At 74.1% G+C, this 25,416-nt stretch carries 24 protein-coding genes and 1 pseudogene; 21 read left to right on the top strand and 4 right to left on the bottom strand.

Annotated elements, in window-relative coordinates; translation table 11 throughout:
• Positions 1-137 precede the first annotated feature (137 nt).
• The 3 genes from ACLBYE_RS19665 to ACLBYE_RS19655 all read left to right on the top strand — a co-directional run bounded on the left by ACLBYE_RS19665 (position 138) and on the right by ACLBYE_RS19655 (position 1,602).
• Entirely contained in the window at positions 138-935 is a 798-nt protein-coding gene (locus tag ACLBYE_RS19665) for a glycosyltransferase (protein ID WP_447695442.1), read from the top strand.
• Positions 928-1,206 carry an MSMEG_0570 family nitrogen starvation response protein gene (locus ACLBYE_RS19660; protein WP_026605168.1) on the top strand — a complete coding sequence of 93 codons (279 nt, stop codon included), beginning with the start codon at positions 928-930 and terminating at the stop codon, positions 1,204-1,206. Before ACLBYE_RS19665 ends, ACLBYE_RS19660 begins: the two co-directional genes overlap by 8 nt.
• Positions 1,207-1,302: 96 nt before the next feature.
• Positions 1,303-1,602, top strand: a complete 300-nt coding sequence (locus tag ACLBYE_RS19655; protein ID WP_447695441.1) for a hypothetical protein — start codon at positions 1,303-1,305, stop codon at positions 1,600-1,602.
• A gap of 75 nt (positions 1,603-1,677) precedes the next feature.
• On the opposite strand, the gene ACLBYE_RS19650 is transcribed toward ACLBYE_RS19655, so the two are convergent.
• Both ACLBYE_RS19650 and ACLBYE_RS19645 read right to left on the bottom strand, forming a co-directional pair.
• Positions 1,678-2,496 (bottom strand): SelB domain-containing protein, encoded by an 819-nt coding sequence (locus tag ACLBYE_RS19650; RefSeq protein ID WP_447695440.1) that lies wholly within the window; start codon positions 2,494-2,496, stop codon positions 1,678-1,680.
• A gap of 199 nt (positions 2,497-2,695) precedes the next feature.
• A pseudogene (locus ACLBYE_RS19645) lies at positions 2,696-3,727 on the bottom strand (GTP-binding protein); the annotation flags it as partial.
• Between the two features lie 375 nt (positions 3,728-4,102).
• Between ACLBYE_RS19645 and ACLBYE_RS19640 the strand changes: the two are divergent.
• The 11 genes from ACLBYE_RS19640 to ACLBYE_RS19590 all read left to right on the top strand — a co-directional run bounded on the left by ACLBYE_RS19640 (position 4,103) and on the right by ACLBYE_RS19590 (position 14,485).
• Entirely contained in the window at positions 4,103-5,134 is a 1,032-nt protein-coding gene (locus ACLBYE_RS19640; protein WP_447695439.1) for a CYTH domain-containing protein, read from the top strand.
• A complete protein-coding gene (locus ACLBYE_RS19635) occupies positions 5,020-5,721 on the top strand; it encodes a CHAD domain-containing protein (RefSeq protein ID WP_447695443.1) in 702 nt (233 codons plus the stop codon). The genes ACLBYE_RS19640 and ACLBYE_RS19635 overlap by 115 nt, the downstream gene beginning before the upstream one ends.
• Before the next feature lie 90 nt (positions 5,722-5,811).
• Complete coding sequence (locus ACLBYE_RS19630; protein ID WP_447695438.1) at positions 5,812-6,978, top strand: carboxylate-amine ligase; 1,167 nt, start codon at positions 5,812-5,814, stop codon at positions 6,976-6,978.
• 230 nt (positions 6,979-7,208) lie between these two features.
• Positions 7,209-7,670, top strand: a complete 462-nt coding sequence (locus ACLBYE_RS19625; protein WP_020094590.1) for a tellurite resistance TerB family protein — start codon at positions 7,209-7,211, stop codon at positions 7,668-7,670.
• A 117-nt stretch (positions 7,671-7,787) separates the two neighbouring features.
• On the top strand, positions 7,788-9,053 hold the full coding sequence (locus tag ACLBYE_RS19620) for an allantoate amidohydrolase (protein WP_447695437.1): 1,266 nt from the start codon (positions 7,788-7,790) through the stop codon (positions 9,051-9,053).
• Positions 9,054-9,152: 99 nt separating this feature from the next.
• Positions 9,153-10,436 (top strand): beta-ketoacyl-ACP synthase, encoded by a 1,284-nt coding sequence (locus ACLBYE_RS19615; RefSeq protein WP_447695436.1) that lies wholly within the window; start codon positions 9,153-9,155, stop codon positions 10,434-10,436.
• A complete protein-coding gene (locus ACLBYE_RS19610) occupies positions 10,433-11,200 on the top strand; it encodes an SDR family oxidoreductase (RefSeq protein ID WP_447695435.1) in 768 nt (255 codons plus the stop codon). Before ACLBYE_RS19615 ends, ACLBYE_RS19610 begins: the two co-directional genes overlap by 4 nt.
• Positions 11,201-11,202: 2 nt before the next feature.
• Positions 11,203-11,520 carry an SH3 domain-containing protein gene (locus tag ACLBYE_RS19605; RefSeq protein WP_447695434.1) on the top strand — a complete coding sequence of 106 codons (318 nt, stop codon included), beginning with the start codon at positions 11,203-11,205 and terminating at the stop codon, positions 11,518-11,520.
• A gap of 11 nt (positions 11,521-11,531) precedes the next feature.
• Positions 11,532-12,554: a zinc-binding dehydrogenase gene (locus ACLBYE_RS19600; protein ID WP_447695433.1), complete on the top strand. Its 1,023-nt coding sequence runs from the start codon at positions 11,532-11,534 to the stop codon at positions 12,552-12,554.
• Between the two features lie 139 nt (positions 12,555-12,693).
• Positions 12,694-13,710, top strand: a complete 1,017-nt coding sequence (locus ACLBYE_RS19595) for a lipid A biosynthesis lauroyl acyltransferase (protein ID WP_447695432.1) — start codon at positions 12,694-12,696, stop codon at positions 13,708-13,710.
• Between the two features lie 7 nt (positions 13,711-13,717).
• On the top strand, positions 13,718-14,485 hold the full coding sequence (locus ACLBYE_RS19590) for a DUF1223 domain-containing protein (protein WP_020094583.1): 768 nt from the start codon (positions 13,718-13,720) through the stop codon (positions 14,483-14,485).
• 22 nt (positions 14,486-14,507) lie between these two features.
• Here the strand turns inward: ACLBYE_RS19590 and ACLBYE_RS19585 are convergent, their stop codons facing one another.
• Positions 14,508-14,729, bottom strand: coding sequence for a hypothetical protein (locus tag ACLBYE_RS19585; RefSeq protein ID WP_447695431.1), 222 nt, complete (start codon positions 14,727-14,729; stop codon positions 14,508-14,510).
• Positions 14,730-14,951: 222 nt separating this feature from the next.
• Between ACLBYE_RS19585 and ACLBYE_RS19580 the strand changes: the two genes are divergently transcribed.
• From ACLBYE_RS19580 to ACLBYE_RS19560, 5 genes are all read left to right on the top strand, one after another.
• Positions 14,952-15,668 carry a DUF1194 domain-containing protein gene (locus ACLBYE_RS19580; RefSeq protein WP_091680721.1) on the top strand — a complete coding sequence of 239 codons (717 nt, stop codon included), beginning with the start codon at positions 14,952-14,954 and terminating at the stop codon, positions 15,666-15,668.
• 32 nt (positions 15,669-15,700) lie between these two features.
• Positions 15,701-17,200 carry a M81 family metallopeptidase gene (locus ACLBYE_RS19575; RefSeq protein ID WP_447695430.1) on the top strand — a complete coding sequence of 500 codons (1,500 nt, stop codon included), beginning with the start codon at positions 15,701-15,703 and terminating at the stop codon, positions 17,198-17,200.
• Between the two features lie 120 nt (positions 17,201-17,320).
• The gene (locus ACLBYE_RS19570; protein ID WP_447695429.1) at positions 17,321-18,391 is read left to right on the top strand and encodes a malate/lactate/ureidoglycolate dehydrogenase; all 1,071 of its coding nucleotides are present in this window, start codon (positions 17,321-17,323) and stop codon (positions 18,389-18,391) included.
• A gap of 107 nt (positions 18,392-18,498) precedes the next feature.
• Positions 18,499-19,809 (top strand): MFS transporter, encoded by a 1,311-nt coding sequence (locus tag ACLBYE_RS19565; protein ID WP_056528209.1) that lies wholly within the window; start codon positions 18,499-18,501, stop codon positions 19,807-19,809.
• A 57-nt stretch (positions 19,810-19,866) separates the two neighbouring features.
• Positions 19,867-21,390, top strand: coding sequence for a UxaA family hydrolase (locus tag ACLBYE_RS19560; RefSeq protein WP_447695428.1), 1,524 nt, complete (start codon positions 19,867-19,869; stop codon positions 21,388-21,390).
• A 140-nt stretch (positions 21,391-21,530) separates the two neighbouring features.
• Here ACLBYE_RS19560 and ACLBYE_RS19555 read toward each other — a convergent pair whose 3' ends face one another.
• Positions 21,531-22,577 carry a saccharopine dehydrogenase family protein gene (locus ACLBYE_RS19555; RefSeq protein ID WP_447695427.1) on the bottom strand — a complete coding sequence of 349 codons (1,047 nt, stop codon included), beginning with the start codon at positions 22,575-22,577 and terminating at the stop codon, positions 21,531-21,533.
• Positions 22,578-22,844: 267 nt separating this feature from the next.
• On the opposite strand from ACLBYE_RS19555, the gene ACLBYE_RS19550 reads away from it, so the two are divergent.
• Both ACLBYE_RS19550 and ACLBYE_RS19545 read left to right on the top strand, forming a co-directional pair.
• Positions 22,845-23,546 carry a hypothetical protein gene (locus ACLBYE_RS19550; RefSeq protein WP_447695426.1) on the top strand — a complete coding sequence of 234 codons (702 nt, stop codon included), beginning with the start codon at positions 22,845-22,847 and terminating at the stop codon, positions 23,544-23,546.
• Between the two features lie 102 nt (positions 23,547-23,648).
• Positions 23,649-25,416, top strand: a 1,768-nt coding sequence (locus ACLBYE_RS19545) for a proline dehydrogenase family protein (RefSeq protein WP_447695425.1), incomplete at its 3' end; no start/stop codon positions are given.

The raw sequence follows: 25,416 nt of genomic DNA, 5'->3' as shown, positions 1-25,416 counted from the left end.
GTCGGCGGCTTCGAGGCGCGCAGGAACACGCTGGCGATCATCGAGGCCTTCGCGGCCCTGCGCCGGACCTGCCCCGACGCGCAGCTCGTCGTGGCCGGCGGGGCGCCGCCCCTCGATCAGGCCGGCTACGAGGCCCGGTGCTGCGCCACGCTCGGGCGCGGGGGGCTCGGGGTCGGGGCCGGGGGGGCGGGTGGGCCGCCGGGGCCGAGGGGGCCGGCACGGGCGTCGACGGGGCGGCCTTCACGCCCGATCCCGGGCCGGAGGACGACGCGCTCCGCCGCCGCCTCGGCCTCGGCGGCGGCCCGGTCTTCCTCAGCGTCGGCGGCTTCGAGGCGCGCAGGAACACGCTGGCGATCATCGAGGCCTTCGCGGCCCTGCGCCGGACCTGCCCCGACGCGCAGCTCGTCGTGGCCGGCGGCGCGCCGCCCCTCGATCAGGCCGGCTACGAGGCCCGGTGCTGCGCCACGCTCGAGCGCGAGGGGCTCGAGGTCGGGCCCGGGCTGCCGGTGATCCGAACCGGCGCCGTGGCGCAGGCGGACATGCCGGGCCTCTACCGGCTCGCCGACACCCTGGTCTCTCCCTCGCTCGCGGAGAGCTACGGCCTGTGCGTTCTGGAGGCGATGGCCTGCGGAACGCCGGTCATCGTGTCGGGCCGGCCGCCCTTCACCGAGTATATCGCCCCCGGCGAAGCCCTGTCGGTGAACCCGGACGACACCGACGCCATCGCGGCCGCCATGCGGGCGAGCCTGGAGCCGAGCCGGCGGGCGCGGCTGCGCAATGCCGGCCGGGAGGTCGCCCGGGCGCATGTGTGGGACGCCTGCGCGGCGCGCCACCTGCCGACCTACGCGGAACTCGCGCCCGGGGACGCGCCGTTGATGGCCGCGGCCACGGGGGCGGCGGCCTGGAACACGCTGCGGGTCCCGCGGGATGCCTGAGATGCGCTTCCATATCCGGTGGCCGGACGGGACCCGCGAGGCCTGCTACTCGCCGTCTCTGGTAATCAAGGACCACCTCGCGGTCGGACAGGACTACCCGCTCGACGAGTTCGTCGCCCTGACCCGACTGGCCCTGGGCATCGCCAGCGAGCGCGTCCGTGCCCGCTACGGGTTCCCGTGCGGCCGCGCGCAGGCGCAACTCGCCCGGATCGAGGAGGGCGCCCGCCGTCAGGAGCCCGGGACGGTCCACGTCGAGGCCTTCGAGGATTGATGAGCGCGCGGCATCGCGATGCGTCGAGGCGACGCGGCGCGGACGAGCAGGGCGCCGGGTTGTCCGCAGGACTGACGGCACGCGGAGGCCCAGGCGATGATGACCCGGATTGCGGCGGTGCTGGTGCTGGCCGCGTCGCCCGCGGCGGCGCAGACGCGGCCGTCCACCACGACGATGACCTGCCAGCAGACGATCCGCCTCATCCAGGCCCGCGGAGCGCTCGTCCTCGGGACCGGCGGCATGACCTACGACCGGTTCGTCCGCGACCGCTCGTTCTGCGAGCCCACCGAGATCGCGCGGCGTGCCTTTCGGCCGACCCGCGACAATCCGAGCTGCCTGATCGGGTACACCTGCTACGAGCCCGGACGCGGCGACTGGTTGGGTGTGGACGATTGACGCCGTTCCCGACCGCGCTGTGAGCGGGACAGAGCGGGGTGAAGTGCGGGACGCCGGCGCAGCGAGCGCGCCGCGTCAGCCGGCGTCCGGGACCGCCCGCCCGGCTTCGAGGGCGACGATCACCCGACGGTCCCCGGCCCGGCGGGTGAAGCCCGTGGCGTCGAGGTGCTCCAGCAGCGGGATCGAGAACTTGCGCGAGATTCCCAGGGTCGCGCCGGCCTCGCGGGCCAGGAATCCGGTCTCCGCCGTCCGCGCCGTCGGGAAGGCGTCGATCAGGCGGCTCTTGGCGGTGGCCACCGCTTCCCGGTGGAACAGCACGGCGCGGCGCTGCACCCGGTCGACGGCACGGATCACCGTGCCGGCCCCCACGAGGTAGGTCAGCGCCTCGCGGCGGCGCACGTCCCGGCCGATGGCCTCGGCCTCGTCGGGCGGGCTGAGGCCCGCGCGGCGGAAGACCTGCTCGAGCCGGCGGGCGGCCTCGCTCTCGTTCCGCGCGGGGTCGAACTCGGCCCGTCGCCACAGGGCGCCCGCCTGGGCAACGCCGCCCGCCGCCGCGAGGTCGCGCAGGACCGCGCCGGTCACCGCTTCGGGCAGCGCCAGGGCGCGGGACAGGCGCTCCAGGGCGATGCCGTGCTCCATCGGGTAGTCGCGGTGATGGTGGGCCAGGGCGGCCAGCGTGCCGGTGCGCAGCGCCTCGAAGGCCGCGGCCCCGACGAAGCGGTCGCCGATCGCGCGGGCACCGCCTTCGGAGAGCGTCTGCCTTCCGCGGTCCGGCGCGATACCGGCGATCCGGGCGAGCTCGTTGAGCGGTGCCCCGGCCGCGCCCAGCTGCCCGAGGCGGACCGTGATCGCCTCGGCGGGACCGCCCGCCGCCAGGGCGGCCAGATCGGCCATGACCCGGGGATCGTGGCGCCGGCGGCGGGGGGCGGGCCGGGGGGGGGGGGGCGGCCCCCCCCCCCCCGCGCGGGGCGGGCCCCCCCCCCGCCAGGGCGGCCAGACCGGCCATGCCCGGGGGATCGTGGCGCCGGCGGCGGCGGCTCGCCGGGTCGAGGATCCGGCCGCCCGCCACCGTGATGGAGGGCGAATCGAGCCGCAGCACGAAGGGCTCCCGCGCCGGCACCGCCACCGGCTCGCCGAGATGGAGCTGCGCCTGGGTGCTGGCGCCCGGCTCCAGGGCGTCGCGGTCGAGCAGCCGCAGCCGCGCCTCGACCTCGGTGGTGCCGAACAGCAGGCGGCAGGCCGTGCCGCCCGCCAGGGCGTCCGGCAGGCTCGCGGCCGCGGTGATCGCCACGTCGAGCCACGGGCTCTGCGCGAGCAGGCCAGGCAGCGACAACGCCTGCCCGCGGGCGATCTGGTCGAGGTCGATCCCGCGCAGGGCGACCGCCGTGCGGCGCCCCGGCTCGGCGCGCTCGACCGCGCGCCCGTGGATCTGCAGGCCGCGCACCGTGGCGGTGCGGCCGCCGGGGGCGATCTCGACGGTGTCGCCGACCGCGAGCGGCCCGCGCCGCAGCGTGCCGGTCACGACGGTGCCGAAGCCCGGCCGTGAGAAGACCCGGTCGACCGGAAGGTAGGGGAAGCCGTCGTCGCGGACCGGTTCCGTCTCCGCCACCAGCGCCGAGAGAGCGGCGGCGAGCTCCGGCAAGCCGTCGCCCGTCACGGTCGAGGTGGCGATGACCGGGCCGGCCTCGATCCCGGCCCGCGCGGCCGCGGCGGCGATCTCGGCGGCGCGCGCGGCCACGGTCTCGGGCGTCGCGAGGTCCGCCTTGGTCAGCGCCAGGACACCGCGGCGCACGCCGATGAGGGCGGCGATCTCGAGATGCTCCACCGTCTGCGGCTTGATGCCCTCGTGGGCGTCGACCGCCAGCAGAACGGCCCGCATGCCGGTGGCGCCGGAGATCATGGCGCGGACGAACCGCTCGTGGCCCGGCAGGTCCACGAGGTCGATCTCGCCCTGCGCGGCGGTCAGCAGCGCGAAGCCCGGCACGATGGACACGCCGCGGGTGCGCTCTTCCTTGAGCCGGTCGGTCTCGACGCCGGTGAGCGCGCGGACGAGCGCCGTCTTGCCGTGATCGACGTGCCCGATCACGCCGACGAGGAGTGTCTTCAAAGCAGCCACCGACCGCATCTTCTCCACGGTGCCGCCGTCCACAAGGGGCGCACCGCTCGCTCGGAGGGGAATCCGCCGCGCCGGCGCGTCGCGGCGCCGTGTGCGCCTCCGGGCGGTCGGGGCCGGGGCTGCGAGGCAGATGGATTGTGGACAATTTGTCTTGCCACGCCGTGTCGTTTTGGGAAAGCGCGATTTTAACGCAGCGCAGCATCCATCCGCCGCGGGCGACCGGTCTCGTCCCAGCTTGACGACGGCGGCGGCGACGCCTTTGCTGCCGCGGGTGCGTCGGACGGTCACGCCCCGATGCCGGCTCCGCGAGATGCGACGCAGGATGCGATGCAACCGGAGCCCATCCCTGGCTCGTTAGCCGGGGCAGGCGACGAAGAGGAGCGTATGAGCGACACCGATAGCAACGCCGCGGCGCAGCCCCGCGAGGTCGAGCTGAAGCTCGACTGCGCCGGGCCGGACCTGACGGCGCTCGCGTCCCATCCCCGGTTGAAGGACGCGTCGGCGACCGAGCCCGTATCTCTGGTGACGACCTACTACGACACGCCCGATCGCGCGCTCCGGAAGAACGGCCTGACCTTGCGCGTCCGCGCCAAGGGCGACCGCCACATCCAGACCGTGAAGGCCGGGAGCGGCGGCGTCGGCCTGTTCGACCGGGCCGAGTGGGAGAGCGAGATCGCCGGGGAGGCGCCGGAGCCCGCGGCCTGGGCCGACACGGCCGCCGGGCCGGTCCTGCGCGAGGCCGACGCGCCGCTGGAGCGGCTGTTCGCCACCGTGGTGCAGCGCCGGGAGGTCGCGGTCGCGCAGGGCGAGTCCCGCGTGCTCGTCACCCTCGACGAGGGCCGAGTCGAGACCGACTCGGGCGTCGCGCCGCTCTGCGAGGTCGAGCTGGAACTCCAGTCCGGCGATCCGGCCGACCTGTTCGCGCTGGCGCGGGAGCTGGCCGAGGCCGTGCCGCTACGCCTCGGCGTGAAAGCCAAGAGCGCGGTCGGCTACGCGCTCCTCGACGGGATCGAGCCCGGCGTCGTGAAGGCCGAGCCCGTGGAGCTGCCCGAGGGCGCGAGCGCCGGGGAGGTCTTCCGCCGGGTGGCGCGCGCCTGCCTGCGCCACATGCGTCTCAACGAGACCGCCTTCCTGGAAGGCGGGCGGCCCGCCCCGCGCGCCCCCCCCCCCCGCCGCCCCCCCCCCCCCCCCCCCCCCCCCCCCCCACCATGCGACGCAGCCGGCCCGCCTCCGGGGAGGGCGCCCGCCCGCCCGAGGCGCTCCACCAGATCCGCGTCTCCCTGCGCCGCCTGCGCTCGGCGCTGTCGCTGTTCGGGCCCATGCTGGAGAGCGATCCCCGGGCGGCCGGCTTCAACGACGAGATCAAGCGCGTCACCGAGCCCTTCGGCCACGCCCGCAACCTCGACGTGTTCCTGAGCGACACGCTGCCGGATCTCGCGGAACAGCGCCCCGACGAGCCCGGCCAGGACGCCCTGCGCGCGCGCGCCGAGGCAGAGCGCGCCACCGCGTACGACGCGGTCTCGGCGACCCTCGAGAGCCCGCAATGGCGCGCGCTCATCATCGACTTCGCCGGCTGGGTCGAGGCGGGCTCCTGGGCCGCCGGCCCCGACGCGGCCGTCGACGGGCGCCACTTCGCCGCGCAGGTGCTCGACAAGGCGCGCGCGCGCCTCAAGAAGCGCGGGCGCGGCCTCCGGCACCTCGATCCGCACACGCGGCACCGGGCGCGGATCGCCGCCAAGAAGCTCCGCTACGGCGCGGAGTTCTTCGCCGGTCTCTACCGGAAGAAGAAGGCGGCCCGCCGGCAGGAGAAGTTCGGCGCCGCTCTCTCCGATCTGCAGGACCATCTCGGCGCGCTCAACGATCTGGAGACGGCCCGGACGATGACCGAGAGCCTGTCGGGACCGCCGATGCCGGGTCCCGACGATCCGGGGGCACAGAAATTGCTCGACGCGGCCGCGGACGCACGGTCCGAGCTCCTCGACGTCAAGCCCTTCTGGCGCTGAGGCTTCTCGCGCCGCAGGCCCGGTCGGAACCCGGCCGGTGCGGCGGCGTTCGCCGGACGCGGATCGGCCCGTCCGGGGCAGGGAGCGCGGATGGCCCACGCCTACAGGTTCGGCATCGAGGAGGAGTTCTTCCTGGCCGATGCGCGCACGCGCGGCACGCCGCGGGCCGGCCTCCGGGCCTTCCACGCCGCCGTGCGGGCCCGCCTCGACGACGCCGAGCGCGAGCAGCTCCAGTGCCAGGTCGAGGTGGCCTCGCCGCCGACCGCCGATCTCGCGGAGGCGCGGGCGCATCTCGCGGATCTGCGCGGCAGCCTCGCGGAGATCGGCGCCGAGCGCGGGATCCTGACCTTCGCCGCGGGCACGCATCCGACCGCCCGGTGGCGTGACCAGCGCCCCACCGACAAGGCCCGCTACCACGGGATCATGGCCGACCTCCGGATGCTCGGGCGGCGCAATCTCGTCTGCGGCCTACACGTCCACGTGGAGGTTCCGGACCCCGAGGCGCGGATCGGGCTGATCAACCGGCTGCTGCCCTACCTGCCGGTACTGCTCGCGCTCTCGACCGGGTCGCCGTTCTGGCAGGGACAGCTGACCGGCCTCGCCGGCTACCGGATGCGCGCCTACGCCGAGCTGCCGCGCACGGGCGTGCCCGAGCTGTTCGCCGATGCCGACGACTACGCCCGCTACGTCGACGTGATGACCCGCTCGGGCGCCATCGCGGATGCCAGCTATCTCTGGTGGCACGTGCGCGCGTCGCTGAAGTACCCGACCCTGGAACTGCGGGTCGCCGACAGCTGCACGCGCCTCGACGACGCGCTGTGCATCGCCGCGCTGTTCCGCTGCCTCGTCCGCCGGGTGGTCCGGGACAGGCGGCTCAATGCCGGACTGACCGCCGCCTCCCGCGGCTTCGTCATGGAGAATCTCTGGCGGGCCGAGTGCGACGGCGTGCGCGCGACGCTCATCGACGAGGCGCAGGTCCGGACGGTGACGGTCTCCGCGCTGGTCGAGACCCTCCTCGCCGACATCGCCGAGGATGCCGAGGCGCTGGGCTGCGCCGCCGCCTGCGGGCACGCGGCGCGGATCGTGGCGGAGGGGACCAGCGCCGACCGGCAGATGGGCGTGTTCGCGGCCGCGCGCCGGTCGGGCGCGCGGGAGCGCGCGGCGCTGTCGGCGGTGATCGATCATCCGGCGGGGGAGCCCCCCGCCGGCTCGAGGTCCGGGCCTGGGGGGCACCCGAACATCGCTCCGGCGGCGTGACGACGGGCGCGGAACCGGCTGAGGGGGGATCGTCGAGGCCGCGTTCCGTCGGCCGCGCTCGAGGACGCGGTCGACCGTATGAGTCGCATGGCCATGTTGCCGAAGGATGTCTGGCCGCCGGTACCGCGCGCCTTTATGGCCGGTCGCGCGGCGACGGGTTCCCTCCGTGCCGTCCTCTGCTATCCCTCGCGTTCCAGCAGCCACCCCGACTCCGCGGCCGACCCTCCGGAATGAGCCTCCTGCGCGACCTCTTCGGCCATGTCGGCCGTACCGTGACGGCCTATGCCGGCGACAAGGCCTTGATGCTCGCGGCGGTCTCGGCCGCGGCCAACGTCATCGTGGCCGACGGCGAGGTCGCGGGCCCCGAATTCGACGCCGCCCTGCACGGCCTGAAGGCCGACCCGGTCCTGATGAAGGGCTACGACGCGCTCATGCTGGAGACGGAGCTCTACGAGGGCATCGCCCGGGCCCGCACCCGCCTCGGCCGGGCCGAGAACCTGCGCCACGTCGCGGCGGTCGCCGAGCGGCCCGCGGCCCAGCGCGAGAACGTCTTCCTGATCGCCGCGGACGTCGCCGACCAGGACGGGATCAGCAACATCGAGGCGGGCGCCCTCGGCGAGATCGCCGTCGCCCTCCGGGTCGACGCGATCGCGCTCCTGCGCGCCAACCCGGTGCGGCGCCCGCTGGCCTGACCGGCCCGGTTGGCACCGCGGTTGCTCTCGGGTGCTCGTGGTGGGAGCGCTGCCAAGTCGGCCGCGCCCGCCTATAACGTCTGCGTCGCACGGCGACCCGCCGTGAAAGGAACCGGCATGGCCGAGATGAGCCTCAGCAAGACCCACAACCTGCGCGCCAACGGTGCGCGCCTCTGGGCGACGATCCTGGAGACCGCGGAATTCGGCGGCACGCCGGCCGGCGGCATCAACCGCCTGACGCTCTCGGCCGAGGACGGGAAGGTCCGCGACTGGTTCCGGGAGGCCTGCGAGGCGGCCGGGCTCACCGTGTCGGTCGACGCGCTCGGCACGCAGTACGCCCTGCGGCCGGGCCGCGACATGGGCCGGAAGCCGGTCGCCTTCGGGTCGCACCTCGACACCCAGCCGACCGGCGGCAAGTTCGACGGTGTCCTCGGCGTGCTGGCGGGGCTCGAGGTTATGCGCAGCCTGAACGATGCCGGCATCGAGACCGAGGCGCCGCTCCTCGTGGTCAACTGGACCAACGAGGAGGGCTCGCGCTTCGCCCCCGCCATGATGGCCTCGGCGGCCTACGCGGGCGACTTCACCACGGACGAGATCCTGGCCAAGCGCGACGCCGCCGGCACCACGGTGGCGGAGGCCCTCGACGCCATCGGCTACCGCGGGGTCGAGGCCGTCGGCACGCGGGAGATCGGCGCCTTCGTCGAGCTGCACATCGAGCAGGGGCCGATCCTAGAGGCCGAGGGCAAGACCATCGGCGTGGTCGAGGGCGGCCAGGGCATCATGTGGTTCGACGGCGTGATCACCGGCTTCGAGAGCCACGCCGGGACGACGCCGATGCCGCGCCGCCGCGACGCGCTGCTCGCGCTCTCGGAATTCGCCCTGGCCGCCGAGCGGATCGCGCTGGGCCACGCGCCCTCCGCGGTGGCGACGATCGGCGAGGCCGCGATCCTGGCGCCCTCCCGCAACGTCGTGCCGGGGCGGGTCGCCTTCACGGTGGACGTGCGCGATCCGCGCTCCGAGATTCTCGACGCGATGGAGGCGGCGCTCGGCGAGGCGGCCGCCGAGATCGCGGCCCGGCGCCATCTGGAGATCGCGCTGACCCGGATCTGGCGCAAGGAGCCGGTGCCGTTCGACCCCGCGATCGTGGCGGCGATCGACGCCTCCGCCGAGAGCCTGGGGCATCCGCGCCGCCGGATCATCTCGGGCGCCGGCCACGACGCCTGCAACCTCGCCGCGAAGGTCCCGGCGGCGATGATCTTCGTGCCGTGCAAGGACGGGGTCAGCCACAACGAGGCGGAATCGGCCACGCAGGCCGACTGCGCCGCCGGCGCCGACGTCCTGCTGCAGACGGTGCTCCGCCTCGCCAACGCGCCGCGCGCCTGACGCTTCCTGCTGGGACGGCGCCCGTCGTCCCGGCGCCCCGCCCGCGGCACCGCCCGCGCGGAGGTGTACCGCGGCGGAAAATCCCGTAAGGACCGCTCCATGAGCGCGCGATCCTACCGCGACGCCAGGGGCCGGCCGCTCGTCGCGGTCACCGGCATCGGCGTCGTCTCCTCCCTCGGTCAGGGACAGGCCGACACGTGGGCGGCCATGACCGAGGGCCGGTCGGGCATCCACGCGATCGCGCGGTTCCCGACCGACACGCTGCGCACGCGCATCGCCGGGACGGTGGACTTCCTCGACACCGATCCCCTCGTCGCGCCGCTCCTGTCCGAGCGCTTCGCCGCCGTCGCCGCCGAGGAGGCGGTGGCGCAGGCCGGGATCGGCGCCAGGGGCGATTTCCCGGGCGCCCTGTTCATCGCGGTCCCGCCGGTCGAGATGGAGTGGCCGCAGCGGCAGGCCCTGGCCGAGGCCGCGGGCGGCGACGGCCCGGTCGACTACGCCGGCCTCCTGCGGGCGGCGGCGACGCGCCGCTTCGATCCCTGGCACGACCTGTTCATCTTCGGCACGGTCGCCGACCGCATCGCCGACCGCTTCGGCACGAAGGGCTCGCCGATCTCGCTCTCGACCGCCTGCTCGTCGGGGGCCACGGCGATCCAGCTCGGCGTCGAGGCGATCCGGCGCGGCGAGACCGCCGCGGCGCTCTGCATCGGCACGGACGGCTCGGTGAACCCGGAATCGCTGATCCGCTTCTCGCTGCTCTCGGCGCTCTCGACCCGCAACGACGAGCCCGCGACCGCCTCGAAGCCGTTCTCGAAGGACCGGGACGGGTTCGTAATGGGCGAGGGCGCGGCCGCCCTGGTGCTCGAGGACGCCGAGGCCGCCGTCGCGCGCGGCGCCGCGATCCTCGGCTACGTCCTCGGCTGCGGCGAGAAGGGCGACGGCTTCCACCGCACCCGGTCCAGCCCCGACGGCGCGCCGATCATCGCGGCGATCCGGGCGAGCCTGGACGATGCCGGTGTGGCGGCCGAGGCGATCGACACGGTGAACGCGCACGGCACCTCGACGCCGGAGAACGACAAGATGGAGGCCCTGGGCCTCGCGGCCGTGTTCGGCGACCGCGCGGCCGCCCTGCCGGTCACCTCCAACAAGTCGATGATCGGCCACACCCTCACGGCGGCCGGCGCCATCGAGGCGGCGGTCTCGCTGCTGACCATCCGTCACGGCCGCATCCCGCCGACCATCAACCACCGCGTGCCGGACCCGACCATCGCCCTCGACATCGTGGAGACCGCCCGCGACCTGCCCGTGCGGACCGTGCTGTCGAACTCGTTCGGCTTCGGCGGCCAGAACACCTGCCTGGTCCTCGGCGCGGAGCCCGCGTGAGCGCCGCCGACACCCCGCGCCGGGTCCTCGTGACCGGCGGCGCGTCCGGCATCGGCGCCGCGATCGTCCGCGCGCTGGCGGGATCCGGCCTCGGCGTCGACTTCACCTACCGCGCCTCGGCCGAGGCCGCGCAGGCGCTGCTGGCCGAGCTGCGGGCGACCTACCCGGACCGGCCCTTCGCGGCCCATCCCGTCGACCTCGCCGACCGGGCCGCGCTGGACACCTTCTGCGAGACCGCCGAGACCGAGGGCTATTACGGCCTCGTCCACAATGCCGGCCAGTCCTGCGACGCCCTCGCGGCGATGCTCGATCAGGATCGGGCCGAGGCCGCCATGCAGGTCAACTTCTTCTCCCTGACGCGCCTCGCCAAGGCGCTGGTGCGGGAGATGACCCGGGCGCGCGCGGGCCGCATCGTGGCGATCGGCTCCGTGGCCGCCCTGCGGGCCAATGCCGGAAACGCCGCCTACGCGGCGACCAAGGGCGCGCTCATCGCCTATTGCCGGACCCTGGCGATCGAGACGGCCAAGCGCGGCGTGACCGTCAACGTCATCGCGCCGGGCTTCGTCGACACCGCCATGATGGAGCGCTACGCCGCCTACCGGGACGGGATGGAGCGGCAGATTCCGGCGGGCCGCTTCGGGCGGCCCGAGGATGTCGCGGCGCTGGCGGCCTTCCTGATGGGGGAGGGGGCATCCTACATCACCGGGACCGTGCTGCCCGTCGATGGCGGCCTGACCGCCATGATGGGCGTCCACCGGACCTGACGGTGGCGCCGCCGAACCGGACGATCCTGCCGATGCGCGCCAGCCTCGCCCTCATCGCCGCCCTCTGCGGCGCGGCTCTCCTGGCTCCGGGCCATGCCCGGGCGGAGCCGCAGGTCTACAGGATCTCCGGCCTGCCGCCGGGCGAGCCGCTGAGCATCCGCGCCGAGCCGGACCCGTCCGCCGAGCAGATCGGCGAGATCCGCAGCCGCGCCCTGGTCTTCGGCTGCACGAACGACACGCCGAGCCGCACCACGTGGTGCCGGGTGAAGGCCGGACGCGCCCTCGGCTGGGCGCGGCGGCGCTACCTGGCGCCGGAGTGAGAAGAGACACGATGCGAGCCCTCCAGCTGTTCGGCGACCGCGACCTGCGCCTCACCGAGATCGAGCCGCCGCCCGCGCCCGGCGCCGACGAGGTCCGGATCCGCATCCGCGCGGTCGGCCTCAACTTCATCGACGTCTGGGGCTTCCGCGGCATGGCCTTCGCCAAGCGGAAGATGCCGCTGATCGTCGGCGCGGAGGCGGCCGGGACCGTCGAGTCGGTCGGGGCGGGCGTCACCGGCCTCGTCGCGGGCGACCGGGTCGTGCCCTACGGCGCCATGACCTGCGGCAGGTGCAAGGCCTGCCGCGAGGGGCGCGACAACCTCTGCGAGGACGTGTCCGGCGTGATGGGCTTCCATCTCGACGGCTTCGCCCGGGAACTGGTGACCGTGCCGGCCCGCCTCGCCGTGAAGGTGCCGGACGGCGTCAGCGACACCGATGCCGCCTGCGCGGGCATCGCCTTCGGCACGGTCCAGCACATGCTGTTCGACAACGCCCGCCTGGAGCCCGGCGAGAGCGTGCTGGTCCATGCCGGCGGCTCCGGGATCGGGACCGCGGCGATTTGCATGGCCAAGGCGATCGGCTGCACCGTCTACACGACGGTCGGCGACGACGAGAAGGGCCGCAAGGCCGCCGAGCTCGGCGCCGACCACGTCATCAACTACCGCACCGAGCGCTTCGAGGGCGAGGTCCGCCGGCTGACGAAGCGCAAGGGCGTCGACGTGGTGTTCGAGCATGTCGGCGCCGATACCTGGAACGGTTCCCTGCTCTGCCTGAAGCGCGGCGGCCGGCTCGTGACCTGCGGATCGACCTCGGGCGTCTCGGCGACCATGAACCTGATGCAGCTGTTCCAGCAGCAGTACCGCATCACCGGCTCGTTCGGCTGCTCGCTCGCGAATATCGGGCAGGCCCTCGCCAAGATGGAAGCGGGCATTCGACCGGTGGTGGATACCGTGTACCCGCTGGCGGATTTCGCGCAGGGTCTGGAGCGCCTCGAATCGCGCCGGGTGTTCGGCAAGATCCTCGTCGGCCTGTAGCGCCGGCGGCGGCGCACCCGCCCGGCGCCGCACCTTTACCGGGTGCGGCGATCCGCATTTCGCGCTGCGGGAGACTTGTCGTAAACGTCGCTGTACGGGTGCGCTGGGGGGCCGCCCGTACCGTATCCTGGAATCGACTGTGCTGCGTCTCGCCCTCCTGCTCAAACGGTCGTACCCGCGCCTCGCGGGCTTCGCGATGATCCCGGTGATCCGCGCCCTGGTGATGCTGGCCCGGATCCTCGGGCCGGTCCGGTCCACGGCGCTCGGCGCAGCGCTCCTGCGAACCCTCGGCCCACTCCTGCCGGCGCACCGTACGGCGATGGCGAATCTCCGGGCGGCCTTCCCCGACATGCCGGAGGCGGAGCGGAAGCGGTTCGCCCTGGAGGCCTGGGACAATCTCGGCCGGACGGGGGCCGAGTACGCCCACCTCGACAGCCTGTTCGATTACGATCCCGCCGCCGCCGGCGACTTGCGGACGGAGGTCACCGGGATCGAGCACTTCTACGCCCTGCGCGACGACGGCCGGCCCGGTCTGATCTTCTCCGCGCATCTGGCGAACTGGGAATTGCCGGCGATCTGCGCGGCCCGGTTCGGCCTGGACGCCACCGCGGTGTTCCGGCCGCCGAACAACCCCGCGGCCGCGCGCCTCGTCCAGGAGGTCCGCCGCCGGACGATGGGCGGGCTCGCCGCCTCCACGCCGGGCGCCGTCTTCGCCATGCGCGACGTGGTCGAGAGCGGCGGCCACCTGGGTCAGCTGATCGACCAGCACTTCACCCGCGGCGTCGTGGTGGAGTTCCTCGGCCGGCCGTGCCTCGCCAACCCCCTCTTGGCCAAGCTCGCCCGCCACTACGACTGCCCGGTGCACGGCGTGCGCGTCGTGCGCCTGCCGGAGGGCCGCTTCCGCCTCGAGCTGACGCCGCCCCTGGACCTGCCCAGGGCGGCCGACGGGACCATCGACGTCGCCGGCGCGATGCAGGCAATGACGGCCGTGGTCGAGGGCTGGGTGCGGGAGAACCCCGGCCAGTGGCTGTGGATGCATCGCCGCTGGCGGCCCGACATGCTGCCCAAGCCGAGAGTGACGCCGGCGCCACTTCAACCGACAGTAGAGATCTCTCAAGCCAACGTGATTTCACCTTCGGCCTCGCAGACGGTCTGATGGATCGATGACGCCCCGGCACCGCGCCCCGACCCGCGACCGCCGCGCGCTCCGCGCCGCGCTGCTTGCCTGCGCGACGCTGGCCGCGATGCCGGCGCGGGCCGAGCCCGTCCGCGCCGTGGTCGAGCTCTTCACCAGCCAGGGCTGCGGCGCCTGCCGCTCCGCCGACCCGGTCCTGCGCGACCTCGCCCACAAGCCCGGCGTCATCGCCCTGACCCTGCCGGTGACCTACTGGGACTATCTCGGCTGGAAGGACACGCTCGCGCTGCGGCCGCTGACCGAGCGCCAACGCGCCTACGCGCGGGGCCGCGGGGCCCGACAGGTGTTCACGCCCCAGGTCGTGGTGGACGGCAACGGCTTCGCCGTCGGGTCCGACCGGCCGGCCCTGGAGCGCCTGATCCGCGATGCCTGCCAGCACGGCGGGCTGCCGGTGCCGGTGCGCGGGGAGACCAACGGCGACCGGATCCTGGTGGAGGTCGGGGCGGCCCCGGAGGCCAAGACCGAGATCCGCGGCGACGTCTGGCTGGTGCCCGTGCTCCGCAGCCGCGCCATCGCGATCCAGTCCGGGGAGAATGGCGGCCGGACGGCGACCTACGTCAACGTCGTCCGCGGCATGCAGCGGCTCGGTCCCTGGACGGGCCAGCCGACCCGCTTCGAGGTGCCCGACACCCAGGCCCGCGTCGCCGACGCGGACAGCTGGGTCGTCCTGCTCCAGGGCGCGGCCGACGGCAAGCCGGGCCGCATCTTCGGGGCCGCCAAGGGACCGGGGCTCTAGGCGCGGGGTCTCGCGCGCGCCGCTACTCCAGCGAGATCGGGTCGATCTGCCGGCGGCCCTCGCGCCGGTGGCGCGCCCGGGACGCGTCGGCGAGCGACGACAGGCGAGCGTCGAGGCGCTCGGACAGGCGGCCCACCAGCCCGATCAGCCCGTCGATAATTCCGCTGACGCCTGCGGCCGTCCCGGTCACGGCTCCGACGATCCCGCTCTCGATGGCACGACCGATTCGGCGAACACGCTGCATGATCACTGTCTCTGGGTGGGCGGCGCCGGCGGCGCCCCGATCCGCGGCAGGTAGGGCGGGCGCCCCGGCCCGTGATGCGGCCGAAAGCGGCGCGGGTCCGCGCGCCGGGAGCGGAACCTTCGCGCCTCGCGGCCGGAGCGCTCGAACCGGCGGGTCGGCAGGCTCGTTGCATGGGTGAGCCGCCCGCCGTCCCGCGCGGGCGCCCGAGATCGAGGGTCGGCCATGCGGCGACGCCCGTTCCTGTCCGGGATGTTCGCCGCCCTGTCGCTGGCCGGACGCCCCGCCCGCGCGGCGGATACGGGCGTCGACCTCCTCCTCGTCCTCGCGGTGGACGTGTCGCTCAGCATCAGCGAGGCCCGGTTCGACCTCGAGCGCCGCGGCTACGCCGAGGCCTTCGGCGACCCGCGGGTGCTGCGCGCCATCGGCGACGGCCCGACCGGGCGCATCGGCGTCGCCCTGTTCGACTGGGCCGGTCCCGGCGAGCAGCAGGTCGCGGTCGACTGGATGGTGATCGCCTCGGCGCAGGACGCGGCCGCCTTCGCGGCGCGCCTCCGCGCGGTGCCGCGGCCGTTCTACGGACGCACCGCCATCGGGTCGGCGATCGGTTTCGCCGCCGACCTGCTGGCCCGGGCGCCCTTCCGCGCCGAGCGCCGGGTGATCGACATCTCCGGCGACGGCACCGGCAATGCCGGGCGTCCCATCGCCGAGGCCCGGGACGCGGCCGTCGCGGCCGGCATCACGGTCAACGGCATCGTCATCCTCACCGAACCCGAGGGGATGCCGGCCTTCCTGAAAGAGCATACCAATCCGGCGGGCGGCCTGGCCGCGTATTACCGGAGTGTCGTGATCGGCGGCGAGGGCGCCTTCGTGATGACCGCCGAGAGCTTCGCGGCCTTCGGCCGCTCGCTCATCGCGAAGCTCGTGCGCGAGATCTCCTGACCGTCACCCGGATCCCAGAGGACCGACCATCGATGCGCCTTGCCGTCCTCCAGTTCACGCACGAGACCGTCACGTTCCTGCCGAACGACACGACCCGGGACGACTTCGTCTATCCCGGCTCGCCGGCCGCCGGGGCCGCGCTGCTCGCCACCGATCCCAAGGGCTACATGGGCGGCTTCGTGCAGGTGGCGCGGGAGTACGACGGCGTCGAGCTCGTGGGGATCACCTCGCCGCTCTGGCCGCGCACCGGCACCGCCTCGGGCTGGATCACCGCCGACGCCTACGCGCATTTCCTCGGGCAGATGGTGGCGGAGCTGCGGGCGCAGGGCCCGTTCGACGGGGTCTACCTCGCCCTGCACGGCGCGATGGCGGTGCGCGGCGTCCCCAGGCCGGAGGCCGACATCGCCCGGCAGGTGCGCGAAGCGGTGGGCGAGGGGGCGATCCTGGTGGGGACCTTCGACCTGCACGGCAACGAGGACGCCGCCTTCCTCGACCACGCCGACATGGCCTTCGCGGTGAAGTACTTCCCGCACTACGACGGACACCTGCAGGGGCAGCGGGCCGCCCGGATGCTGGTGCGCGCCGTGCGCGGCGACTTCCGGCCGGCGCACCGGACCTTCAAGGTGCCGATCCTCTCGCCGACCGTCGTGCAGTGGACCGGCGCCGCGCCCTGGTCCGACCTCGTGCAGCGGGCCCTCGTCTGGGAGGCGCGCGAGCCGGACGTGTACGTCAACGTCTTCTTCGGCTTCCCGTGGGGCGACGCCCCGGACGGCGGGATGACCGTGCAGGCGATCACCGACGACGACCCGGCCCTCGCCGAGCGGGTGGCGCGGGACGTCGCGGATTTCGCGTGGCGGCAGAGGCGCGCGCTGCTCGAGGCGACGCGGATCCACACGATCGCCGACGGCGTGCGCCTCGCCCGGGCGGCGGTGGCGGAGGGCGCGGCCCCGGTCGTCCTCGCCGACCACAGCGACCGTTCGGGCCGGGCGACCTGGCTGCTGGGCGAGATCCTCAGGCAGGGCCTCGCCCGCACCCTGGTCGCCACGGTGGCGTCGCCCGACATCGCGGCGGGGTCCCTCGCGGCCGGCGACCCGTTCGACGCGCCCGTCGGCGGCGGCGGCGACCCGTCCGCGGGCGACCCGGTGCGCATCACCGGGACCGTGCTGCGCCTCGTCGCGGCGCCGGAGCCCGGCGTCGCCGGCAGCGGCGGCGGCGGCACCTGGATCTGCGTCGCGTTCGGGGCCGGCAACGTCCTCGTGCTGAGCCCGCAGCTCGCGCAGATCGTCGAGCCCGACGAGCTGTGGCGGCTCGGCCTGGACCCGGCGGATTTCGACGTCGTGGCGATCAAGTCGCGGGTGCATTTCCGGCGCGGCTTCGACGACAGCGGCTACGCCCGCACGATCCTGCTGGTGGAGCCGCCGGAGCCGTTCCTCGGCACCGTGCGCCTCGATCACCTCGCCTACGCGCAGATGCGGGCCGCCGACTTCTTCCCCTACGGCGACCCGCCCGGGCCCGTCCCGTCCGACCCGTGACCGGTCCGGCGGGGACGACAGGTGGCGGCCGCCGTCACCCGCCGGTGCTCGCCCTGCACGTGCGAGGGCGCTAGGTTCATCCCGCACGCGCTCGGTGAAGCGCGGCGAGGGAGAGACGGGATGCGGATTCCGGCCGACAGGCTGACCGCCTACGTGCGGGACATCTTCGTGCGCGAGGGCTGCGCCGAGCCGGAGGCCGAGCGCATCGGCCGCTTCCTCGTGGCGGCGAACCTCACCGGCCACGACAGCCACGGCGTGGTCCGCGTCACCCGCTACGTCGAGTGGCTGCGCGCCGGCGAGGTCGAGGCCGGCCGCACGCCCGAGATCGTGACAGACGCGCCGAACTTCGCCCTCGTGGACGCCCATTATGGGTTCGGGCAGACGGCCGGCCCCGTCGCCGTCGATCTCGGGATCGCCAAGGCGCGGGCGAACGGCGTCGCGATCATCGCCCTGCGGCATGCCGGGCATATCGGCCGGATCGGCGAGTGGGCCGAGCGGGCGGCGGCGGCGGGGCTCGTCTCCGTCCATTTCGTCAACGTGGCGGGCAGCCTCCTCGTGGCGCCGTTCGGCTCCGTGGAGCGCCGCTTCTCGACGGCGCCCTTCGCGGCCGGCTTCCCGGTCCCGGGGGGCGACCCGATCATCCTCGACTTCGCCACGTCGCTGGTCGCCGAGGGCAAGGTGCTCGTCGCCTCGAGGGGCGGCAAGCCGCTGCCCGAGGGCGCTCTGATCGAGCCCGACGGCCGCCTCAGCGCCGACCCGGCGACCTTGTTCGGCCCGCTGGAGGGCGTCGAGCGCGACAACCAGCGCGGGGCCGGTGCGATCCGGGCCTTCGGTGAGCACAAAGGCTCCGGCCTCGCGCTGATGTGCGAGCTGCTGGCCGGCGCGCTCACCGGCTCCGGCACGGCCGGGCCCGGGCAGCGGCGGATCTGCAACGGCATGCTGTCGATCTACGTCGCGCCGTCGGCCCTCGGCACCGAGGACGCCCTCGCGGCCGAGACGCGGGCCTATCTCGACTTCTTCAAGAGCGCCAAGCCGATGCCGGGCGCCGAGGTCCTGCTGCCCGGCGAGCCGGAGCGGCGGATGCGCGCCGAGCGCCTCGCCGACGGCGTGCCGCTGCCCGAGCCCGTCTGGGAGACCCTGCTCGCCGCCGGCCGGCCGCACGGCCTCGACGGCAACGCCTACCGCACCTGAGCCGGGAACGACCCGGCACGACACCACGCTCGGCGGCGACCCCCGGCTTCAACGGGGGCGCCGCACGGACCGGGGACGCCATCCCCGGAAGACGGGAGGAGCCCACGATGCCTCGCCTGCGCTGGCTCATGATCGGCCTCTGCATGGCCGCCAACGCCATCAACTACATCGACCGCGCCAACCTGGCGGTTGCCGCGCCGTCCATGTCCAAGGAACTCGGGCTCGACGCCACCGACATGGGCCTGATCCTGTCGGGCTTCTTCTGGACCTACGCGATCATGCAGCTGCCCTTCGGCTACGTGGCCGACCGGGTCGGCGCGCGGCTCTCCCTCGTGGTCGCGGTGGTCTGGTGGTCGGCCTGCACGGCGCTGACCGCGGTCGGACGGGGGTTCCTGTCCCTGCTCGGCCTGCGCATGCTGCTCGGCATCGGCGAGGCCGGGGCCTACCCGTCCTTCGCCAAGGTCGCGGCCTCGTGGTTCCCGCGCAGCGAGCGGAGCTTCGCCAGCAGCATCTTCGACAGCGGCTCCCGGGTGGGCTCGGCGCTGGCGATCCCGCTGGTCTCCTGGGTCATCGCGACGCTGGGCTGGCGGGAATCCTTCGTCGTCACCGGCGTGCTGGGCTTCGTCTGGGCGGTGTTCTGGATGTGGCTCTACCGCGAGCCCGAGAACCACCCGAAGGTGTCGCCGGAGGAGCTCGCCCGGCTCCGGGCCGCGCAGGAGCGGCCGAAGACCGTCGACGCGGCGGACGCCCAGAACCAAGTGCCGTGGCTGTCGCTGTTCCGATACCGCACGGTCTGGGGCATGATGGCCGGGTTCTTCTGCCTCAACTTCGTGATCTACTTCTTCATCACGTGGTTCCCGACCTACCTGGTCAAGGCGCGGGGCTTCTCCCTGGCGGAGCTCGGCACGCTCGGCAGCCTGCCGGCCCTGGCGTCGATCCCCGCGGGCTGGCTCGGCGGCTTCGCGTCGGACGCGCTCTACCGACGCGGCTGGAGCCTGACCGCGGCCCGCAAGACCTGCCTCGTCGGCGGCATGCTGATGTCGTCGGTGATCACCCTGTCGATCATCGCCCCGAACATCTACGTGGCGCTGCTGTGCTTCGCGGTCGCCTACGGCAGCCTCGCCTTCACGGCGGCCTCGATCTGGGCGCTGCCCGGCGACGTGGCGCCGACTCCGGCCCACGTGGCCTCGATCGGCGGCATCCAGAACTTCGCGTCGAACGTCGCCGGGATCGTGACGACGACCTTCACCGGCGTCATGCTGACGGTCACTCAAGGGTCGTTCGTGATCCCCCTGATCGTGGCCGGCGGATTCTGCCTGCTGGGCGCCTTCATCTACCTGTTCGTGGTCGGCGAGATCGCGCCGCTGCCGGTCCGCGACGCCCGCGCCCCGGCCCTGCGCCCCGAAGCGGCGCGGTGACGGCGCGGTGACGGCGTGATGACGGCAACCGGCGCGACGGAATCCGAGGAGAGACCGATGTCCACGTATCCCGTGATCACCCTCCGCCCCGCCGACGGCGTGGCCGTGGCCCGCGGCGCCATCGAGCCGGGAACGCCGGTCGCCGACGGCGTCGCGGCGGCGGAGCGGATCCCGGCCGGCCACAAGGTCGCGGTCCGGGCCCATCGCGCTGGCGAGCCGGTGACCAAGTACGGGCAGATCATCGGCTTCGCCAAGGCGGACATCGCGGCCGGCGGCCACGTCCACGTCCACAATCTCGGGATGGGCGAGTTCGCCCGGGACTACGCGTTCGGGGTCGATGCGAGGCCGACCCAGCTGGTGACGCCGCCCGCGACCTTCCAGGGCATCCGCCGCCCCGACGGGCGCGTGGCGACGCGCAACTACGTCGGCATCCTCACCTCGGTGAATTGCAGCGCGCACGTCGCCGACCTGATCGCCGACGCGTTCCGGCGGCACCCGATCCTCGGCCTCGACCCGCTCGCCCCCTATCCCAACGTCGACGGTGTCGTGGCGCTGACCCACAAGACCGGCTGCGGCATGGCGATGGGCGAGCCGCTTCGGCTCCTGCGGCGGACGCTCGCGGGCTACGCGCGGCACGTCAACTTCTCCCACATCGTCATGATCGGGCTCGGCTGCGAGGTGAACCAGATCGGCGCCTTCCTGGAGGAGCAGGGGCTCGGCGACCGGATCCGCAGCATGAACATCCAGAGCCTCGGCGGCACCCGGAAGACCGTCGAGGCCGGGATCGAGTTCGTGACCGGCATCCTGGCCGAGGCGAACGTGGTCCACCGGGAGCCGGTGCCGGCGAGCGAGCTGATCGTCGCCCTGCAATGCGGTGGCTCGGACGGGTATTCGGGCGTGTCGGCCAACCCGGCACTGGGGATCGCCAGCGACCTCGTGGTACGGAACGGCGGCACGGTGATCTTGTCGGAGACCACCGAGACCTACGGCGCCGAGCACCTGTTCACCCGGCGCGCCGTCAGCCCGGAGGTCGGCCAGAAGCTCGTCGACCTGATGCACTGGTGGGAGGAGTACACCCGCAAGGAGGGCTCGGAGATCGACGCGAACCCGTCGCCGGGCAACAAGGCCGGCGGCCTGACCACGATCCTGGAGAAGTCCCTCGGCGCCATGGCGAAGGCCGGCAGCACCAACTTGGTCGACGTGCTGCGCTACGCCGATCCCGTCACCGCCAAGGGCTTCGTCTTCATGGACACGCCCGGCTACGACCCGGTCTCGGCGACCGGGCAGGTCGCGGGCGGGGCGAACCTCGTCTGCTTCACCACCGGCCGCGGCTCCGTCTTCGGCTGCAAGCCGTCGCCCTCGATCAAGATCGCCACCAACTCGGCCATGTACCGGCGGCTCGAGGAGGACATGGACGTCAATTGCGGCACGATCCTCGACGGCGCTGAGAGCGTGGAGCAGGCCGGCCACCGGATCTTCGACCTGATCCTGCGGGTGGCCGGCGGCGAGCGGACGAAGAGCGAGCAGTTCGATTTCGGCTCGTCGGAATTCGCCCCCTGGCAGATCGGCGCGACCGTGTGAGGCAGCGGCGCGCGCTCCGCGTCATCGCGGGCGCAGCGAGGCGAGCCGGCGAGGCGGAACTTCGGTGCGTGCGGCGCAGCCCTGGCTCGCTTCGCTGCGCTCGCAAAGACGGCCATTCCGACCGCCGTGCAGGCCTCGTCTCAGAGGTCGGTCCGGACCACGTGCGGGAAGCTCAGGATGAAGTCGGGGCCGAAGGCCGTGACCGGCGTGTGGAAGCCGGGCGCGACGGTGCCGGCGGCGACGCGGCGGGCCGCCTCCAAGGCGGTCCAGACGGTGAGCGTGTAGCCCTCGGGCGTCTCCATCCGGCTCGCCGCTCTCCGCCCTCCGCCGTCCCAGGCCTCCGCCAGGAAGGTGCTGCGGGCCTTCTCGCGCGCGGCGGCCGAGGGGCCCTCAGGCAGCCGGTCGATGCCGCGATTGATCAGGCGCTGGGCGGTGCCGCCCGCGATGATCCGCCGGATGCCGGCGGGCAGGCCGGCCGCCGCCGCCATGGCGGGAAAGGCCTCGAAGTAGACGTCGATGTTCGGGACGCCGGTCGAGTACCACGCGCTCGACACGTCGCCCCAGCCGAGCCCGACGGTCCGGCGCGGTCCTGTTCCGAAATCCGCGGTGGCGCGCGGCGGGCTCGGCAATTCGACGATGCGCCCGTCCCGGCGCACCCGCGTGCCCCAGGCGATGCCCTCCACCATGGTGCGGGCCGTGCCGCGGCTGAAGCCGCCGAACCCGCCGATGGAGATGCGCAGATGCGTCGCGCCGGGAACGCGGCCGGCCACGTGGGCGGCGAGGCAGTCGCTCGGCACCACGTCGAAGCCCGCCGCCGGCAGGAGGACGATGCCGGCCGCCTTCGCCGCCGCATCCTTGGCCGCGAGGGCCTCCAGCACCGCGATCTCGCCGGTGATGTCGACGTAGTGCGCGCCGGCGGCGAGACAGGCCTCGGCCATCGGCCGCGCCGTCCGCGAGAACGGGCCGGCCGCGTGGATCACCGCCGCCACGCCCGCGAGGGCGGATTGCAGGCCCGCGGCATCGTCGAGCCGCGCGGCCCGCATCTCGAGGTTCAGCCGGGCCGCCAGCGGCCGCAGCTTCTCGGGATCGCGCCCTGCCAGGATCGGGCGCAACCCCTGCCCGACGGCGTGCGCGGCCAGGAGCTGCCCGGTATAGCCGGTGGCGCCGTAGATCAGGATCGCGGTCATCCCGGGGTTCTGACACCGCTTCCGCCCGTGTCAAAGCGCGCGCCGCGTCGCCGCCCCGGATGCTAGGGCTGCGCCGATCCGATCGTCCCGCGGCGGGGACCCGAAATCCTCCGTCCCCGCCCGAACAGGAGCCGAGGCACGATGTACGAGCGTAACCTCCCGCCGCGCGCGCGCCGCGCCAGCCGCAGGATCGGCTGTCGCAGGATCGGCTGTCTTGGCGCTGTCCTCCTGGGCCTGGCCGCGCCCGCCCGGGCCAGTGACGGGCCGGTGGTCCTGAAGGCGCCGTCCGACGCGAGCCCCGGCATCGCCGCCATGCCGCAGATCGCCGCGCCGGCCGACGAGGCCGAGCGTCGGATCAACGCGGCGCTGAAGCGCCTCGACGCGCGGGCCCTCAAGGCCGAGCAGGCGTGCAAGGATCAGGGCGGGAAGAACAGCTCCTGGGAGCGCACCGTCGAGGCCCCGATGCGCGGCCCGCGCTTCCTGAGCTTCGTCATCTTCGACAGCGGGTTCTGCGGCGGCGCGCACCCGAACAGCGGCACGATGTCGATCGTCTACGATCTCACCACCGGCGCCCCGGTCGATTGGACGACCCTGCTGCCCCCCTCCCTGACCGGGAAGCTCGCCCTGGCGGAGGGCCCGGGCGGGACCAAGATGGTGACGCTCGCGTCGAAGAGGCTGCACGCCCTCTACCTCGCGGGCTACCGCCCGAAGACGGGCGATCCGAAGGCGGACGACGCCGACAAGGAGTGCCGCGAGGCCGTCGCCGAGACCTATGACGGGCAGCCGCCGGCCATGATGGCGTGGCTCGACGCCAAGGCCGGCGGCCTCGCGGTGCAGTTCGACCTCGCCCACGTGGTCCAGGCCTGTGCCGACCCGGTGGTGATTCCCGTGGCGACGCTGCGCCGGGAGGGCGCGCAGCCGCTCCTGGCCGTCGCGCTGGAATCCGCCCACGCCCAAGCCTCGAAGTGACGCGATCGGCCACGGCGTCTTCGGCCTCGACGCGGGCCCCCGACGGTGTAGCGTGAGTCCGCGACGGCGCGATGCCAGCGCGCCGTGTCCGAGGGGCGGCCCATGTCCGGATCCGGCGTTGTCGACGAGGTGGCCGTCGCGGCGAGCGAGCCTTTCGGCGCGTTCGCGGCCGGCCTGGCGGACCTGTCGCCCCTGCGGCGGGCGGTGGTCGCGGCCTGCCGGCGGCCCGAACGGGACTGCGTGGTCCCGCTCCTCGAGGAAGCGCGCCTGCCGCTCGAGGCGGCTCGGCGCGTCGCCGAGGACGCGCGGCGCCTCGTCGAGTCCCTGCGGCGCCAGGGCACCCGCGGCGGGGTCGAGGGGCTGATCCACGAGTACGCGCTGTCCAGCCAGGAGGGCGTGGCGCTGATGTGCCTCGCCGAGGCGCTGCTGCGCATCCCCGACGCGGCGACGCGGGACGCGCTGATCCGCGACAAGATCGCCGGTGGCGACTGGGCCGCCCATCTCGGGCACAGCCCGTCGCCCTTCGTCAACGCGGCGACCTGGGGCCTGCTCGTGACCGGCAGGCTCGCGGCGACCCGGGACGAGGCCGGCCTGTCCGCCGCGCTCACCCGGCTGATCGCCCGCGGCGGCGAGCCCCTGATCCGGACCGGCGTCGATCTCGCCATGCGGATGATGGGCGAGCAGTTCGTGGCGGGGCGGACCATCGCCGAGGCCCTGCGGCACGCGGTGCGGCGCGAGGCGAAGGGCTTCACCTACTCGTACGACATGCTCGGCGAGGCGGCCGTGACCGCCGAGGACGCCGAGCGCTACCGGCGCGCCTACGCGGACGCGATCGCGGCGATCGGCGCGGCCTCGGCCGGGCGCGGCGTGCTCCGCGGACCCGGAATCTCGATCAAGCTGTCGGCGCTCCATCCCCGCTACACCCGCGCGCAGCGCGACCGGGTCCTGGCCGAGCTCTATCCCCGCGTGCGGGAGCTCGGCCGCCTCGCCGAGGGCCACGGCATCGGTCTGAACATCGACGCCGAGGAGGCCGACCGCCTCGACCTGTCGCTCGACATCCTGGAGCGGCTCGCCGCCGAACCCGACCTCGCCGGCTGGAACGGGCTCGGCTTCGTGGTCCAGGCCTACGGCAGGCGCTGCCCGCTCGTCATCGATGTGCTGATCGACCTCGCGCGGCGGTGCCGCCGGCGGCTGATGGTGCGCCTCGTGAAGGGGGCCTACTGGGACAGCGAGATCAAGCGGGCGCAGGTCGACGGCCTGGCGGACTTCCCGGTCTTCACCCGGAAGGTCCACACGGACGTCTCGTACCTCGCCTGCGCGCGCCGGCTGCTCGCGGCGCCCGACGCGGTCTTCCCGCAATTCGCCACCCACAACGCCCAGACGCTGGCGAGCATCGTCGCGATGGCCGGCCCGGATTTCCGGCTCGGCCAGTACGAGTTCCAGTGCCTGCACGGCATGGGCGAGCCGCTCTACGAGGCCGTGATGGCCGACGCCGTCCTGCAGCGGCCCTGCCGCATCTACGCGCCGGTGGGCACGCACGAGACCCTGCTCGCCTACCTGGTGCGGCGCCTCCTGGAGAACGGGGCCAACACGTCCTTCGTCAACCGGGTCGCCGACGAGGCCGTGCCGGTGGCGGACCTGATCGCCGACCCGGTCGCCGCCGTCGAGGCCGCGCCGGATCCCGGCGCGCCGCACCCGCGGATCGCAGCCCCCCGGGCGCTCCACGGCCCGGCCCGCGCCAACGCGGCCGGGCTCGACCTCGCCGACGAGGCGGCCCTCGCCCGGCTGTCGGACGGGTTGGCGGCGAGCGGCCGCACCGCGTGGCGGGCGGTGCCCTCGGGCGCGGACGACGCGGGGGGCCACGGACCCC

The organism is Methylobacterium sp. A52T (assembly GCF_053346095.1).
This window is presented reverse-complemented; position numbering and strand designations above follow the sequence as displayed.

Bases quoted from the DNA above. Each gene is read 5' to 3' on its own strand.
- ACLBYE_RS19660 (WP_026605168.1), top strand. From the start codon at position 928: ATGCCTGAGATGCGCTTCCATATCCGGTGGCCGGACGGGACCCGCGAG.
- ACLBYE_RS19655 (WP_447695441.1), top strand. From the start codon at position 1,303: ATGATGACCCGGATTGCGGCGGTGCTGGTGCTGGCCGCGTCGCCCGCG.
- ACLBYE_RS19650 (WP_447695440.1), bottom strand. From the start codon at position 2,496: ATGGCCGATCTGGCCGCCCTGGCGGCGGGCGGTCCCGCCGAGGCGATC.
- ACLBYE_RS19640 (WP_447695439.1), top strand. From the start codon at position 4,103: ATGAGCGACACCGATAGCAACGCCGCGGCGCAGCCCCGCGAGGTCGAG.
- ACLBYE_RS19630 (WP_447695438.1), top strand. From the start codon at position 5,812: ATGGCCCACGCCTACAGGTTCGGCATCGAGGAGGAGTTCTTCCTGGCC.
- ACLBYE_RS19625 (WP_020094590.1), top strand. From the start codon at position 7,209: ATGAGCCTCCTGCGCGACCTCTTCGGCCATGTCGGCCGTACCGTGACG.
- ACLBYE_RS19620 (WP_447695437.1), top strand. From the start codon at position 7,788: ATGGCCGAGATGAGCCTCAGCAAGACCCACAACCTGCGCGCCAACGGT.
- ACLBYE_RS19615 (WP_447695436.1), top strand. From the start codon at position 9,153: ATGAGCGCGCGATCCTACCGCGACGCCAGGGGCCGGCCGCTCGTCGCG.
- ACLBYE_RS19600 (WP_447695433.1), top strand. From the start codon at position 11,532: ATGCGAGCCCTCCAGCTGTTCGGCGACCGCGACCTGCGCCTCACCGAG.
- ACLBYE_RS19590 (WP_020094583.1), top strand. From the start codon at position 13,718: ATGACGCCCCGGCACCGCGCCCCGACCCGCGACCGCCGCGCGCTCCGC.
- ACLBYE_RS19585 (WP_447695431.1), bottom strand. From the start codon at position 14,729: ATGCAGCGTGTTCGCCGAATCGGTCGTGCCATCGAGAGCGGGATCGTC.
- ACLBYE_RS19580 (WP_091680721.1), top strand. From the start codon at position 14,952: ATGCGGCGACGCCCGTTCCTGTCCGGGATGTTCGCCGCCCTGTCGCTG.
- ACLBYE_RS19575 (WP_447695430.1), top strand. From the start codon at position 15,701: ATGCGCCTTGCCGTCCTCCAGTTCACGCACGAGACCGTCACGTTCCTG.
- ACLBYE_RS19570 (WP_447695429.1), top strand. From the start codon at position 17,321: ATGCGGATTCCGGCCGACAGGCTGACCGCCTACGTGCGGGACATCTTC.
- ACLBYE_RS19565 (WP_056528209.1), top strand. From the start codon at position 18,499: ATGCCTCGCCTGCGCTGGCTCATGATCGGCCTCTGCATGGCCGCCAAC.
- ACLBYE_RS19560 (WP_447695428.1), top strand. From the start codon at position 19,867: ATGTCCACGTATCCCGTGATCACCCTCCGCCCCGCCGACGGCGTGGCC.
- ACLBYE_RS19555 (WP_447695427.1), bottom strand. From the start codon at position 22,577: ATGACCGCGATCCTGATCTACGGCGCCACCGGCTATACCGGGCAGCTC.